General features: G+C 68.1%; 14 protein-coding genes. 8 read left to right on the forward strand and 6 right to left on the reverse strand.

Annotated elements, in window-relative coordinates; all coding sequences use genetic code 11:
- On the reverse strand, positions 1 to 531 hold the full coding sequence (locus tag AU196_RS14910) for a carboxymuconolactone decarboxylase family protein (RefSeq protein ID WP_059095856.1): 531 nt from the start codon (positions 529 to 531) through the stop codon (positions 1 to 3).
- A gap of 236 nt (positions 532 to 767) precedes the next feature.
- On the opposite strand from AU196_RS14910, the gene AU196_RS14915 reads away from it, so the two are divergent.
- The 8 genes from AU196_RS14915 (at position 768) to AU196_RS14950 (ending at position 8,992) form a co-directional block, all read left to right on the forward strand.
- The gene (locus AU196_RS14915) at positions 768 to 2,066 is read left to right on the forward strand and encodes an amidohydrolase family protein (protein WP_157546338.1); all 1,299 of its coding nucleotides are present in this window, start codon (positions 768 to 770) and stop codon (positions 2,064 to 2,066) included.
- 101 nt (positions 2,067 to 2,167) lie between these two features.
- Complete coding sequence (locus AU196_RS14920; protein WP_059095857.1) at positions 2,168 to 3,334, forward strand: acyl-CoA dehydrogenase family protein; 1,167 nt, start codon at positions 2,168 to 2,170, stop codon at positions 3,332 to 3,334.
- Between the two features lies 1 nt (position 3,335).
- Positions 3,336 to 4,103, forward strand: a complete 768-nt coding sequence (locus AU196_RS14925) for an SDR family NAD(P)-dependent oxidoreductase (RefSeq protein WP_059095858.1) — start codon at positions 3,336 to 3,338, stop codon at positions 4,101 to 4,103.
- Complete coding sequence (locus AU196_RS14930; protein ID WP_286141154.1) at positions 4,103 to 5,371, forward strand: CaiB/BaiF CoA transferase family protein; 1,269 nt, start codon at positions 4,103 to 4,105, stop codon at positions 5,369 to 5,371. Before AU196_RS14925 ends, AU196_RS14930 begins: the two co-directional genes overlap by 1 nt.
- Positions 5,372 to 5,390: 19 nt before the next feature.
- A complete protein-coding gene (locus tag AU196_RS14935) occupies positions 5,391 to 6,542 on the forward strand; it encodes a thiolase family protein (RefSeq protein WP_059095859.1) in 1,152 nt (383 codons plus the stop codon).
- Positions 6,543 to 6,557: 15 nt separating this feature from the next.
- Complete coding sequence (locus tag AU196_RS14940; RefSeq protein ID WP_059095860.1) at positions 6,558 to 7,706, forward strand: acyl-CoA dehydrogenase family protein; 1,149 nt, start codon at positions 6,558 to 6,560, stop codon at positions 7,704 to 7,706.
- Positions 7,707 to 7,832: 126 nt separating this feature from the next.
- A complete protein-coding gene (locus AU196_RS14945; RefSeq protein WP_059095861.1) occupies positions 7,833 to 8,465 on the forward strand; it encodes a TetR/AcrR family transcriptional regulator in 633 nt (210 codons plus the stop codon).
- Between the two features lie 14 nt (positions 8,466 to 8,479).
- Complete coding sequence (locus tag AU196_RS14950; RefSeq protein WP_059096085.1) at positions 8,480 to 8,992, forward strand: hypothetical protein; 513 nt, start codon at positions 8,480 to 8,482, stop codon at positions 8,990 to 8,992.
- Here the strand turns inward: AU196_RS14950 and AU196_RS14955 are convergent.
- From AU196_RS14955 to AU196_RS14975, 5 genes are read right to left on the reverse strand one after another with little or no spacing between them, the layout of a single operon-like run.
- The gene (locus AU196_RS14955; RefSeq protein ID WP_059095862.1) at positions 8,989 to 9,966 is read right to left on the reverse strand and encodes an NADPH:quinone oxidoreductase family protein; all 978 of its coding nucleotides are present in this window, start codon (positions 9,964 to 9,966) and stop codon (positions 8,989 to 8,991) included. The genes AU196_RS14950 and AU196_RS14955 overlap by 4 nt on opposite strands.
- On the reverse strand, positions 9,963 to 10,946 hold the full coding sequence (locus tag AU196_RS14960) for a phosphotransferase family protein (protein WP_059096086.1): 984 nt from the start codon (positions 10,944 to 10,946) through the stop codon (positions 9,963 to 9,965). Before AU196_RS14960 ends, AU196_RS14955 begins: the two co-directional genes overlap by 4 nt.
- 59 nt (positions 10,947 to 11,005) lie before the next feature.
- On the reverse strand, positions 11,006 to 12,307 hold the full coding sequence (locus AU196_RS14965) for an acyl-CoA dehydrogenase family protein (RefSeq protein WP_059095863.1): 1,302 nt from the start codon (positions 12,305 to 12,307) through the stop codon (positions 11,006 to 11,008).
- A 27-nt stretch (positions 12,308 to 12,334) separates the two neighbouring features.
- Positions 12,335 to 12,796, reverse strand: coding sequence for a VOC family protein (locus tag AU196_RS14970; RefSeq protein WP_059095864.1), 462 nt, complete (start codon positions 12,794 to 12,796; stop codon positions 12,335 to 12,337).
- Positions 12,793 to 13,464 (reverse strand): TetR/AcrR family transcriptional regulator, encoded by a 672-nt coding sequence (locus tag AU196_RS14975; RefSeq protein WP_197415798.1) that lies wholly within the window; start codon positions 13,462 to 13,464, stop codon positions 12,793 to 12,795. The genes AU196_RS14970 and AU196_RS14975 overlap by 4 nt, the downstream gene beginning before the upstream one ends.
- Positions 13,465 to 13,491: the final 27 nt, after the last annotated feature.

The raw sequence follows: 13,491 nt of genomic DNA on the forward strand, positions 1-13,491 counted from the left end.
TTACCTCTCCTGGTCGGGTTCTACGCCGAATGTGTTGATGGCCATGGCCAGTGCGCCATAGCAGCCGATGGTGAAGACGAGGTCCATCCGTTGACGCTCGTCGAGATGGGCACTGAGCTGCGCCCACGTGTGATCGGAGATGTTGGCCTTCCCCTGGAGCTGGTCGACCGCGTCGAGGATCGCCTGGTCGAGTTCGTCGGCGCCCTCACCGCGGGCCGCGCCCTCGATCGCCGCCTCGGTCAGCCCGACCTCCGCGCCCATCGAGACGTGGTGTCGCCACTCGTACTCCGAGCCGAGCAGGTGCGCGACGCGCAGGATCGCGAGTTCGCGAAGCCGGGCGGGAAGCGTCGACCGGAACAGCAGGTGGACGTTGAACCGCAGGAACGCGCGGGTCAGGTGGGGGTGATGGGCGAGCGTGGCGAGCAGGTTCCCTGCTCCCTCCGGGTTGAGCCGCTCTTCGGGGAGCATCACCGACAGTGCGCGTCGCACGTCGTCGTCCCACTCATCCGCCGGCAACGGGGCCAGCCGCACAGGCGTCTCCTCTCAGGGGCGAGAATCAGGTTCTCATTTCTGACTAACAGGTTTCCACAGAGGTGCATGATGGTCAACACGCGGGCCTCCGCGAGCCGGGGCACACCCGTCGGCGACATGGGGCACGGACTGCGTCAATTGTTCACCGACATTGATTCTCCCGTAGTGAGAAGCTAGTTTTCTGAGTGGGAGAACCTCGCCGGAGCACGCAATCGCTCGACGGAAGGACTAGAGCCGTGAAGCACGACGACATGATTCTGATCAGCGTGGACGATCACATCATCGAACCGCCGAACATGTTCAAGAACCATCTGCCGGAGAAGTACATCAACGATGCGCCCAGGCTGGTGCACAATCCGGACGGCTCCGACACCTGGCAGTTCCGTGACACCGTCATCCCCAACGTCGCCCTCAACGCGGTCGCCGGCCGGCCGAAGGAGGAGTACGGCCTCGAACCGCAGGGTCTCGACGAGATCCGCAAGGGCTGCTACGACCCGAACGAACGCGTCAAGGACATGAACGCCGGCGGTGTGCTGGCGACGATGAACTTCCCGTCGTTCCCCGGCTTCGCCGCGCGGCTGTTCGCCACCGAGGACCCGGACTTCTCGATGGCGCTGGTGCAGGCCTACAACGACTGGCACATCGACGAGTGGTGCGGCAGCAATCCCGGCCGGTTCATCCCGATGGCGATCCCGGCGATCTGGGATCCGGAGCTGGCCGCCAAGGAGGTGCGCCGGGTCGCGGAGAAGGGGGTGCACTCGCTGACGTTCACCGAGAACCCCTCGACCCTCGGCTACCCGAGCTTCCACGATCTCGAGCACTGGCGGCCGTTGTGGGAGGCGCTGGTCGAGACCGAGACGATCATGAACGTGCACATCGGATCGTCGGGCAAGCTCGCCATCACCGCGCCGGACGCGCCGATGGACGTGATGATCACGCTGCAGCCGATGAACATCGTGCAGGCCGCGGCGGATCTGCTGTGGTCCGCGCCGATCAAGGAGTTCCCGACGCTGAAGATCGCGCTGTCCGAGGGCGGCACCGGCTGGATTCCGTACTTCCTCGACCGGGTGGACCGCACCTACGAGATGCACTCGACGTGGACCCACCAGAACTTCGGCGACAAGAAACCCTCCGAGGTGTTCCGCGACCACTTCCTGACGTGCTTCATCTCTGATCCCGTCGGGGTCAAGAACCGTCACATGATCGGCGTCGACAACATCTGCTGGGAGATGGACTACCCGCACAGCGATTCCATGTGGCCGGGTGCGCCCGAGGAGCTCGGCGCGGTGTTCGACACCTATGAGGTGCCCGACGACGAGATCAACAAGATCACCCACGAGAACGCGATCCGCTGGTACCACTTCGAGCCGTTCAAGCACATCCCGAAGGAGCAGGCCACGGTCGGCGCGCTGCGCAAGGCCGCTGAGGGCCACGACGTGTCCATCCGGGCGCTGAGTGCCCACAAGGAGCGTGGCGGCTCGAGCTTCGCCGACTTCCAGGCCAACGCCAAGGCGGTCACCGGCGCTCGCGACTGACGTGCCGGCGGATTCACCGGTGCGGTCGGAGCCGACTGCGCCGGTGAATCGCTGTGCGATCCCGATGTTTTGAGGAAGAGGAGAACCACGTGTCGGGCGGTATGAATTTCGAACTGACCGAAGACCAGCAGCTGATCTACAAATCGGTCAGCGAGCTCGCCGCGCGGTTCGACGACCAGTACTGGTTGGAGAAGGACTCCAAACACGAATTCCCCACGGAGTTCTACGACGCCATCGCCGGCGGCGGCTGGCTGGGGATGACGATTCCGGAGGAGTACGGCGGTCACGGCCTCGGCATCACCGAGGCCACGCTGCTGGCCGAGGCGGTGGCCCGCTCCGGCGGCGGGATGAACGCGGCCAGCTCCATCCACATGTCCATCTTCGGTATGCACCCGGTGGTCAAACACGGCTCCGACGAGCTCAAGGCCCGGACGCTGCCACGCATCGCCAGCGGCGATCTGCACGTGTGTTTCGGTGTCACCGAACCCGGTGCGGGACTGGACACGTCGCGCATCACCACATTCGCGAAGCGGGACGGTGACAGCTATGTCGTCAACGGCAGGAAGGTGTGGATCTCCAAGGCGCTGGAGTCGGAGAAGATCCTGCTGCTGACCCGCACCACCCCCTACGACGAGGTCACCAAGAAGACCGACGGTATGACGTTGTTCATGACCGACCTCGACCGCGCCCACGTCGACATCCGTCCGATCCCGAAGATGGGCCGCAACGCGGTCAGCAGCAACGAGCTGTTCATCGACGATCTGCGCATCCCGGTCGAGGACCGCGTCGGCGAGGAGGGCAAGGGGTTCTTCTACATCCTCGACGGTCTCAATCCCGAACGCATGCTCATCGCCGCCGAGGCGCTCGGCATCGGACGGGTGGCGCTCGACAAGGCCGTGCGCTACGCGACCGACCGGCACGTTTTCGACCGGCCGATCGGGATGAACCAGGGCATCCAGTTCCCGCTGGCGGACTCGCTGGCACGCCTGGACGCCGCCGAGCTGATGCTGCGCAAGGCCACCTGGCTCTACGACAACGGCAAATCGTGTGGGCGCGAAGCGAATACGGCCAAGTATCTGTGTGCCGACGCCGGTTTCACCGCCGCCGACCGGGCGCTGCAGACCCACGGCGGGATGGGGTACGCCGAGGAGTACCACGTCGCCCGCTTCTTCCGGGAGGCCCGGCTGATGAAGATCGCGCCGGTCAGCCAGGAGATGATCCTCAACTTCCTCGGTTCCCACGTCCTCGGCCTGCCCAGGAGCTACTGACATGACGCACGGATACTTCGATCTCACCGGACGCGCCGCGATGGTGACCGGTGCGGGCGCGGGCGGCGGGATCGGCGCCGCCGTCGCGGCGGCGCTGGCCCGGGCCGGGGCCGCGGTGCTGGTCACCGACATCGACGCCGACGCCGCGGCGGCGGTGGCCGAGCGCATCCGCGCCGAGGGTGGCAAGGCCGACTCCTGCGCGCTCGACGTCGCCGACCGTGGCGCCGCCGACGCCGCCGCCGCGCAGGCCGCCGGCTTCGGCGGGGGAGCGCTGCACATCCTGGTCAACAACGCGGGCGTCACCGCGCCGGCGATGTTCCCGAAGCTGACCGAGGAGGCGTTCCGGCTCACCTTCGACATCCATGTGATGGGGACGTTCCACTGCACGCAGGCCGCGCTGCCGCACATCCCCACCGACGGCACCGGGCGGATCGTCAACGTCACCTCGGCGGCGGGGCTCACCGGAACGCTCGGCCAGGTCAACTATTCGGCCGCCAAGGCGGGCATCATCGGGTTCACCAAATCGCTGGCGCGGGAACTGGCCACCAAGAACATCATGGTCAACGCGCTTGCGCCCCTTGCCGCGACACCGATGACCGAGACGATCCGGACCAACGAGAAGTTCGCGGCGAACATGATGAACCGCATTCCGCTCAAGCGCTGGGCCGGCCCCGAGGAGGTCGCCGGGGCGTTCGTGTTCATGGCATCGGATGCCGCGTCGTACATCACCGGTCAGGTGCTGCCGGTGGATGGTGGCATGGTGATGTGATGCATTCGGCGGGCAGGAGCGACGGGGGCACCTCCCGCTTGCGGGGGCCGACCGGGGGATCAGCAGAGCAGGCGCCGCTGGCCGGCATCACCGTCGTGACGCTGGAACAGGCGGTGTCCGCGCCGATGTGCACGCGCGTGCTCGCCGACTTCGGCGCGCGGGTGATCAAGATCGAGAACCCCAAGGGCGGTGACTTCGCCCGCCACTACGACGACGTGGTCCACGGGCAGGCCGCCCACTTCGTGTGGGCCAACCGGGGCAAGGAGTCGCTCAGTCTCGACCTGAAGTCACCCGCGGGCATGGACGTGCTGCATCGGTTGCTCGACGGCGCCGACGTGTTGGTGTCCAACCTCGCCCCCGGTGCGATGGCGCGGATGGGCATCGGGGCCGCCGGCCTCAAAGAGCGTCACCCGCAGGTGATCCCGGTCGAGATCGACGGCTACGGCGCCGGCGGCCCGATCTCGCACAAGCGCGCCTACGATCTGTTGATCCAGGCCGAATCCGGCGCGTGCGCGGTCACCGGCTACCCGGGAATGCCCGCCAAACCCGGTCCACCGGTCGCCGACATCTCGACGGGGCTGTACGCCGCGCTGTCGATCCTGGCGCTGCTTTACGCCCGCAAGGGAAACGGCGCCGAACCGGCCCCGGCCGTGGCGGTCAGCCTGTTCGACACGATGACCGACATCATGGGCTACCAGCTGACCTACACGCAGCACTCCGGAATCGACCAGCAACCGCTGGGGATGAGCTCACCGGCGGTCGCGCCGTACGGCGCCTATCCCACTCGGGACGGACAGACCGTCGTGCTGGGCACCACCAACGACCGGGAGTGGCAACGGCTGGCGCGGGAGATCATCGAACGCCCGGACCTGGCCGACGATCCCACGTTCGCGACCAACTCCGACCGTTGTGCGCACCGCGACGTCCTCAACGACGCGATCGGATCCTGGTGTGCGCAGCACGATCTCGCGCACGTCCAGAAGAAGGCCGACGACGCGGGCATCGGCAACTCCCGCTACAACCTGCCCAGTGAGGTCGTCGGCCATCCGCATCTGAGCGCCCGCGACCGGTGGCGCCCGGTCGAGACGCCGGGCGGCGAGATCTCCGCACTGCTGCCGCCGCCGGTGATCGAGGGGTTCGAACAGCCCATGGGGGCGGTCCCCGGACTCGGTCAGCACACAGACGCGATACTGGGCGGGCTGGGCCTGTCCGCCGACGAGATCGCCGCGCTGCGCGAGCAGGGCGCGGTCGGCCCGGTGTACTCGTAGACGAATCAGGAGCAACCCTATGCGCGAAACCGTCATCGTCGAAGCCGTCCGGACGCCGGTCGGCAAGCGCAACGGCGGACTGTCCGGGATGCACGCCGCGGACCTGTCCGCCGTCGTCCTCAACGAACTGGTCCTGCGGGCCGGGATCGAACCCGATGTCGTCGACGACGTCGTCTGGGGTTGTGTCTCACAGGTCGGCGACCAGTCCAGCAACATCGGCCGGTTCGCCGTGCTCGCCGCGGGCTGGCCCGAACACATCCCGGGCACCACCGTGAACCGTGCCTGCGGTTCGAGTCAGCAGGCGCTGGACTTCGCCGTCCACGCCGTGATGTCGGGTCAGCAGGACATCGTCGTCGCGGGCGGTGTGGAGGTGATGAGCCGGGTGCCGCTCGGGTCGGCGCGCGCGACCGGCATGCCGTACGGGCCGAAGGTGCTCGCGCGTTACCCCGACTTCGGCTTCAACCAGGGCATCTCGGCCGAGTTGATCGCCGAGAAGTGGGACTTCTCGCGTTCCCGCCTCGACGAGTACTCCGTACGGTCCCACGAGCTGGCCGCAAAGGCGCAGGACGACAAGGCTTTCGAGGCGCAGATCGTGCCAGTGTTCACCGATGCCGACCTCGCTCCGGTGGTCGCCGACGAAGGGGTGCGGCGCGGCACGTCGGTGGAGAAGCTGGCCGGGTTGAAGCCGGCGTTCCGCGACGACGGCGTGATCCACGCGGGCAACTCCTCGCAGATCTCCGACGGGGCGGCGGCACTGTTGGTGATGACCGCGGAGAACGCCGTGCAGTTGGGTCTCACGCCGATCGTGCGCTACCGCGCCGGCGCGGTGGCCGGCGCCGATCCGGTGCTGATGCTCACCGGCCCGATCCCGGCCACGGAGAAGGTGCTCCACAAGGCCGGCGTCGGCATCGACGAGATCGGCGTGTTCGAGGTCAACGAGGCGTTCGCGCCGGTGCCCCTGGCCTGGCTCGCCGAGACCGGCGCGGCCGAGGAGCGGCTCAACCCGCTGGGCGGCGCCATCGCGCTCGGCCACCCGCTCGGCGCGTCCGGCGCGGTGCTGATGACCCGGATGGTGCACCACATGCGGGACAACGGCATCCGGTACGGACTGCAGACCATGTGCGAGGGCGGCGGCACCGCCAATGCGACCCTCGTCGAACTCATCGCCTAGCCAAGGAGGGCCACCGTGCGCCGAGACCTGTTCACCGACGACCACGACGCCTTCCGGCAACTGGCCCGCGACTTCGTCGAGAAGGAGGTCGTCCCCCAGTACCCGCAGTGGGAGAAGGCCGGCCGCATGCCGCGCGACGTCTTCAAGCAGATGGGCGCGCTCGGCATGCTCGGCATGGCGATCCCCGAGGAGTACGGCGGAGCGGGGATGGACGACTACCGCTACAACGTGGTCCTGCAGGAGGAGGCGGCCCGCGCGCTGGTGACGCTGTCGACCGTCCGCACCCAGCTCGAGGTGATCCTGCCGTACTTCTTGCACTACGCGAACGACGAGCAGCGGCGGCGGTGGTTCCCGGGACTGGCCGACGGCACCCTGCTGACCGCGATCGCGATGACCGAACCGGGCACCGGATCGGATCTGGCCGGGGTGCGGACCACCGCGGTCCGCGACGGAGACGACTACATCGTCAACGGCGGCAAGACGTTCATCACCGGCGGGATCCAGGCGGATCTGGTCGTGGTGGTGGCGCGCACCTCGACCGACCCGGAGAACCGGCGCCGAGGCCTGTCGCTGATCGTCGTCGAGGACGGAATGCCCGGATTCGAGCGGGGGCGCGAGCTGGAGAAGATGGGCTGCAAGGTCCAGGACACGGCCGAGCTGTCGTTCACCGACGTCCGCGTGCCCGCGGCGAACCTGCTGGGGGAGGAGGGTGAGGCGTTCAGCTACCTCGGCCACAACCTCGCGCAGGAGCGGCTGACCGTGGCGGTGGGCTCGGTGGCCCAGGCCCGTTCGGCGCTGCACGCGACGATCGACTACGTGAAGAACCGCAAGGCGTTCGGCACTCCTGTGGCGTCGTTCCAGAACACGAAGTTCGAGCTGGCGGCGGTGTCGACCGAGATCGAGGCCGCCCAGACGATGCTCGACCGCGCCGTGCTCGACCACGTCGACGGTGTGCTGTCGCGCGAGGACGCCGCCCGGGTGAAACTCTTCTGCACCGAGATGCAGGCCCGCGCCGTCGACCGCTGCCTGCAACTGTTCGGCGGCTACGGCTACATGATGGAGTATCCGATCGCCCGGCTCTACAACGACGCCCGGGTGGCCCGGATCTACGCCGGCACGAGCGAGGTCATGAAGGTCATCATCGCCAAATCCCTGGGTCTTTAAGCACTCTGCTGAGCGTCTGACCAGCGGTGTGACGCCGGTCTAAACCGATTTTCCATGAGACCCTTGTCACATCGGGAAAACCTACCTACTGTGTGTTCACTAGGTTGGTTCGACCGAGGGAGTCAGGTGTCCGCACTGCAGTCTTCGAGGCCCTATGCCACGTTGCTGGCAAAGGGTGAGGACCGCCGTCAGCGGATACTCGCGGTCGCCGAGCGGCTGCTGGCCCGCAACGGATGGCGCAACACCTCGCTCGCCCAGATCGCCAGAGAGGCCGGTGTCACACCGGCCGGGCTGCTGCACCACTTCGAGTCCAAGGAACAGTTGCTCAACGCGGTGCTCGATGCCCGCGACATGGACGACGACACGCACGCCGACCGCACCGGCGACCTGTTCGTACAGATCGCCCGGGTGGCCGAGCGGTTCGAGCGGGCCCCCGAACTGGTCGGCACCTTCACCGTCCTGCTCGTCGAGAACATCGCGCCCGACGCCCCGCTGCACGACCGCCTGCTCGAGCGCCAGCGGGCCGCGGTGTCGATCGTCACCAACATCATCCGGCGCGAACAGCGCGCCGGGAAGTACCGCCAAGACCTCAACGCGGCCACCAAGGCCGTGGAGATTCTCGCCTTCGTCAATGGAATGGAGACGTCATGGTTGCTCGACCCGTCGATTCCACTGGCCGAGGTGTTCAAGGATTACGCCGAGATGTTGGCCCGCGACTTCAGCCCCGTTCCGACGCCGCACGAGGAGATCACCAGATGACCGAACAGTTCGACATGCGCTACCGCCTCGACATCGTCACTCCGAATGTGCGCGACGCCGTGCGGTTCGCCGGCGGATGGCTCTACGACCGGTCGATGGCCGGCTGGGATGTCACCGTGCTGGTCGACGACGTGGACGAGGACGCACGACCGCTGGAGATCCTGGGCGCCACCGTCCTGCCGCTGCAGCCGGTGCTCGAGGCGTGGTCCGAGCGTCCGCACCCGCAGACCGTCGCCGTGGCCGCCGACCTCATCGACTGCGATGAGCGGGTCCGTCAGCACGTGCGGACCGCTCTCGACCACGGCTACACCGAGGTGACACTGTGGGGTGAGCGCTGTCCGGCCGACCTGGACGACGACGTGGACGCGGTGCGCCACGAGTTGAGTGCGGCCGCGCGCGCTTTCAAGGCGCAGGCGCTCGCCGCGGTCAACGACATCGAGGCCGACTTCGTGGGTCACACCGAGACCTTCCGCTGCGGCATGATGGCCCGCCCGTCGGTGGCCGCCGACCTGATCCCCGCCAGCTAGCTGGTCCGGCGCGAGAGGTCGACCACCACCTTCCCGACAGCGCGCCCGTCGGCCACCCGCCGCAGCGCGGCGGCGACCTCCTCGAGTGCGTAGAGCGCACCGATGTGCGGCCGGATCGTGTTGTCGGCGAGCAGTTCCCGCAATTCCCGCTCGTTGCGCTCGAACTCGTCGGCGGGGATGTCGGCGAACTGGAAACCCTGGACGACGACGCCCTTGATCAGCACCAGGTTCAGCGGGATCCGAGGAATGACGCCCGAGGCGAAGCCGACGGTGACGAACCGCCCACCCCGGCGCAGTGAGCGCAGTGCGGGTTCGGACAGCTCGCCGCCGACGGGGTCGACGACTGCCGCCGCACCGCCGGGCACCGCGTCGCGCAGGGCATCCCTCAGCGGGCCGCACCGGTGGTTGATCACCCGGTCGGCGCCGTGATGCGCGGCCGCCTCGAGCTTCTCGTCCGACGAGGCCACCGCGGTGACCCGGGCGCCCAGGTGTGCCGCGAGTTGGACCGAGGCCAGGCCCACGCCGCCGCCCGCACCGAGGACGATCACCTCGTCGCCGGGTTCGATTCGCGCCACCGACCGCAGCGTGTGGTAGGCGGTGCGGTGGGCGACCCCGGAGGCGGCCGCCGTGCGGTCGTCGACGCCGTCGGGGATCGGGGCCAGGCCTTCGGCGGCGACCGCCACCTCTTCGGCGAACGCGCCGTACATCCCCGTCCCCGTCACCCGGTCGCCGATCGCGAATCCCGTGGTCTGCGGGCCCACGCCGACGACGGTGCCGGCGAACTCACTGCCCGGTACGAACGGCGTGGGCACGCTGACCTGATACCGGCCCGCGATCAGCAGGACGTCGGGGAAGTTCACCGCCGCCGCGCCGACCCGCACGAGTACGTCACCCGGCCCCGGTGCCGGCGTCGGCAACTCCTCGATCCGCACGCCCTCCGGAGGGCCGTGCGCCGAACAGACCGCGGCCCTCACCGGTAGTCGCTGGACTCGGCGAGGTCGGCGGCCGAGGCCATCAGGTCGGTCACGACCGGTCCGAAGGCCAGCAGCTTCTCGTCGTCCCCGGCGCGCTGGAAGCCCTGTTCCAGCACGATCGCCAGCTTCCACTTGGCCAGCACCAGGTAGTAGTCCAGATCGTCGACCTGGCGCCCGGACACCTCCGCGTAGTGCGCCACGACGTCGTCGCGCGACGGCATCCCGCGCATGTCGACGTAGTTCATCTCGGATGCGCCGGACCCCTCGGTCGGCCAGGACTGCACCATCCAGCCGAGGTCCAGTTTGGGATCACCGACGGTGCCCATCTCCCAGTCGACGATCGCCGCGAGCCGAGCCGGGGCGCCGTGGTGGTACATGACGTTGGCGAACTGATAATCCCCGTGCATGAGGCCGGGGACGAAGTCGAGCGGTTTGTGGGCGCGCAGCCACGCGGTGGCCGTGTCCAGGCCCGGCAGGTCACGTCGTCTGATCCGGTCCAGGAACCCGATCCACCGGTCCACCTGACGTTCGTGGAAGCCGTCCGGTCGGCCGAGGTCGGCGAGCCCCTTGGCCCGCCAGTCGACTTTCGACAGCAGCGCGATGCCCTCGGCCAGTTGGTAACTGAGCCCGGGCCGGGCGGACGGGTCGCTGTCGAAGGGCTCCGGCCAACGGCCGTGGGTGTCCATCGGGGACCAGCCGTCGACGAACCCCATGAGGTAGAACGGCCGGCCCAGCACGTCGGGGTCCGCGCACACCCCGACCGCGGCGGTGTGCGGGACATCGGTGCCGTCGAGCGCCGCGATGATCCGCCACTCGCGCAGGATGCCCTTGTCCCGGTCCTGCGGTGCGCCCGGCGGGGGCATCCGCAGCACGCACCGGTGCTCACCGCGGCGGATCTCGTAGATGACGTTCTGCGTGCCGCCTGACAGGAACCGCGTCTGCAGCGGTTCGCCCTTGCCCGGCAGGGCGGCCTCGTCCATCCATGCGGCGAGACGCGCGGTGTCGACGCCGCGCACGTGAGGAGCGGACTCGGACTGCGTCACAGGTTGCCCACCTGGTGCTCGAGATACTGGGCGTATTTCTGTTGCGCCGCTTCGCGTTTGCGTGGGATCCATTCGGTGGGCCAGGTGTCGCTGGTCGGCTGGTGGTCGCGCAGCACCTGTTTGGCCACCGTCGTCTTGTGCACCTCGGTGGGTCCGTCGGCGAGACCCATGACCGCCGCGCCGGTGACCATGCCGAGGAACGGCATCTCATTGGTGACCCCGAGCGCGCCGTGCACCTGCATGGCCCGCCATGCGATGTCGTGCAGCACGGTCGGCATCACCACCTTCACCGCGGCGATGTCCTTGCGCACCTTCTTGTAGTCGTTGTACTTGTCGATCTCCCAGGCCGTGTAGAGCACCATCAGCCGAAACTGCAGCAGCTGGGCGTAGGAGTCGGCGATGTAGCCCTGGACGAACTGCTTGTCGGACAACCGGCTGCCCTGGGTCTGACGGCTCAGGGCGCGTTCGCACATCATGTCGAGGGCTTTGCGGGACAATCCGATCGTGCGCATCGCGTGATGGATGCGGCCCCCGCCCAACCGGGTCTGGGCGATCGCGAACGCCTGGCCCTCGCCGCCGAGCAGGGCGTCGGCCGGAACGCGGACGTTGTCGTAGTGGATCAACGCGTGGCTGCCCTCGCCCTCGCGTTCACCGTAGAGGCCGACGTTGCGCACGATGTTCACCCCTGGAGTGTCGGTGGGCACCAGGAACATCGACATGCCCTGATACGGGCTGACATCGGGGTTGGTCACCACCATCACGATCAGGAATGCGGCGGTGGCGGCGTTGGAGGAGAAGAACTTCTGGCCGTTGATCACCCAGTGGTCCCCGTCGCGCACCGCACGGGTGGTGAACAGCGTCGGGTCGGCCCCGGCGTGCGGTTCGGTCATCGAGTAGCAGGAGAACAGTTCACCCTCGAGCAGCGGGCGCAGGTATCGCTGCTTCTGCTCCTCGGTGCCGTAGTGGGCGATGATCTCGGCGTTGCCGGTGTCGGGCGCCTGGCAGCCGAACACGATCGGCGCCCACTGTGAGCGGCCGAGGATCTCGTTGAGCAGCGCGAGCTTGAGCTGGCCGTAGCCCTGGCCGCCGAGATCGGGTCCCAGGTGGGTGGCCCACAGTCCCTGGCGGCGGACCTCCTCCTTGAGCGGGTCGACCGCCCGCCGACGTTCACCGTCGAGCGGCACGAACTGCTGATGGGGCCACACCAGATCCAGCGGTTCGACCTCGTTGCGGACGAAGTCGTCGGCCCAGTCGAGAACCTTCTGATAGTCGGGGTCGGTCTCGAAATCCCATGCCATCGTGGTACTGCCTTTCCCTAGGTTCGATCACCGGGCCATCGTTTCCAGGAATTCGCCCCAGTCGCCGAACACCGCGCGGTCCACGATCTCGATGCGCGTCCCGGCGGAGTCGACGTGGTAGGCGAACGTGCGCGGTTGATCGGCCCGCGGCCCGGCCTCGAAGGCGAACCCGGCCCGCTCCAGTGCTTCCGATGTGGAGTGGACGTCGTCGACCCAGTAGCCGAGGTGGTGGGTGCCGCGGCCGGGGACGGCCGACCACAGCGTGCCGGGCACCTCCTGCACCAACTCGAGGTGCACCGGCTGTACCGAGAAGCTGATCCGGAACGGAACGTCGAGGTCGCCGGTCGCGGTGACCACCGGCAGCGTGTACTCGAGGGGCCGCGTCCACCGGTGGCCGCCGGCGGCGGTGAGCCGGGCCGCCGCGGCGTCGAGATCGTCGACCACGATGCCGACGTGGTACAGGTCGATCGGGTCGAGCGGCGGGTTCACGCCCGGTCCTCCCCCCGGGTGGCGCGGACGTTGAATCCATCGACCAGGGCTGCGATGTCGGCAGTGACCACCTCGGCGAAGGTCCGTCGGCCGAACCCCCCTGCAGCCCAGTGTCGGACGCCCTCGCTGACGTGCATCTGCGCCAGACGCGAGAGGTGCTCGACGTCGACACCGGGGGCCAGTTTTCCGTCACGCTGCGCCGCGGCGAACAGGTCGCCGAACATGTCGGCGTCGGAGTGCGGGGAGGCGTCGCCGGTGAGGATGCGGTGTTCGTGGCGATATCCCTCGAGGACGGTCTCGAGGATCAGGTCGCGCGGATTGCGGGCCATCGAACGCTCGAGGCTGCGCAGCGCCCGGGCCACGACCGTCTCGAGGTCGTAGTCGGTGCGCAGCATGCCGCGCACCGTCTTGCGGGCCGCGCGCGTCGACAGCAGTCCGACTTCGAACAACACGTCTTCTTTGGCGGGGAAGTAGAAGTAGAAAAGCGCACGGGAGACGCCCGCGGCACGGCAGATGTCGGCGACAGTCGTCTTCGCGTATCCGTTGGTGCGCCACAGTGCCATGGCGGCCTGCACCAATGCGCGTTTGGTCTCGTGTGATCTGGCGCGTTGATACGACGCGCGTCGCTGACGACCGTCAGCTACTGCTGCGCCGTCCACTCCGACCATGAGCGCACGATATCAGCCATTCGAGCG

The sequence above is a fragment of the Mycobacterium sp. IS-1742 genome, from assembly GCF_001500125.1.
In the GTDB taxonomy this organism is placed as follows: domain Bacteria; phylum Actinomycetota; class Actinomycetes; order Mycobacteriales; family Mycobacteriaceae; genus Mycobacterium.

What these genes read in the sequence shown, in the direction of transcription:
- AU196_RS14925 (WP_059095858.1), top strand. Translation starts at nt 3,336, where the DNA reads ATGACGCACGGATACTTCGATCTCACCGGACGCGCCGCGATGGTGACC.
- AU196_RS14950 (WP_059096085.1), top strand. Translation starts at nt 8,480, where the DNA reads ATGCGCTACCGCCTCGACATCGTCACTCCGAATGTGCGCGACGCCGTG.
- AU196_RS14935 (WP_059095859.1), top strand. Translation starts at nt 5,391, where the DNA reads ATGCGCGAAACCGTCATCGTCGAAGCCGTCCGGACGCCGGTCGGCAAG.
- AU196_RS14975 (WP_197415798.1), bottom strand. Translation starts at nt 13,464, where the DNA reads ATGGTCGGAGTGGACGGCGCAGCAGTAGCTGACGGTCGTCAGCGACGC.
- AU196_RS14960 (WP_059096086.1), bottom strand. Translation starts at nt 10,946, where the DNA reads ATGGACGAGGCCGCCCTGCCGGGCAAGGGCGAACCGCTGCAGACGCGG.
- AU196_RS14920 (WP_059095857.1), top strand. Translation starts at nt 2,168, where the DNA reads ATGAATTTCGAACTGACCGAAGACCAGCAGCTGATCTACAAATCGGTC.
- AU196_RS14930 (WP_286141154.1), top strand. Translation starts at nt 4,103, where the DNA reads ATGCATTCGGCGGGCAGGAGCGACGGGGGCACCTCCCGCTTGCGGGGG.
- AU196_RS14965 (WP_059095863.1), bottom strand. Translation starts at nt 12,307, where the DNA reads ATGGCATGGGATTTCGAGACCGACCCCGACTATCAGAAGGTTCTCGAC.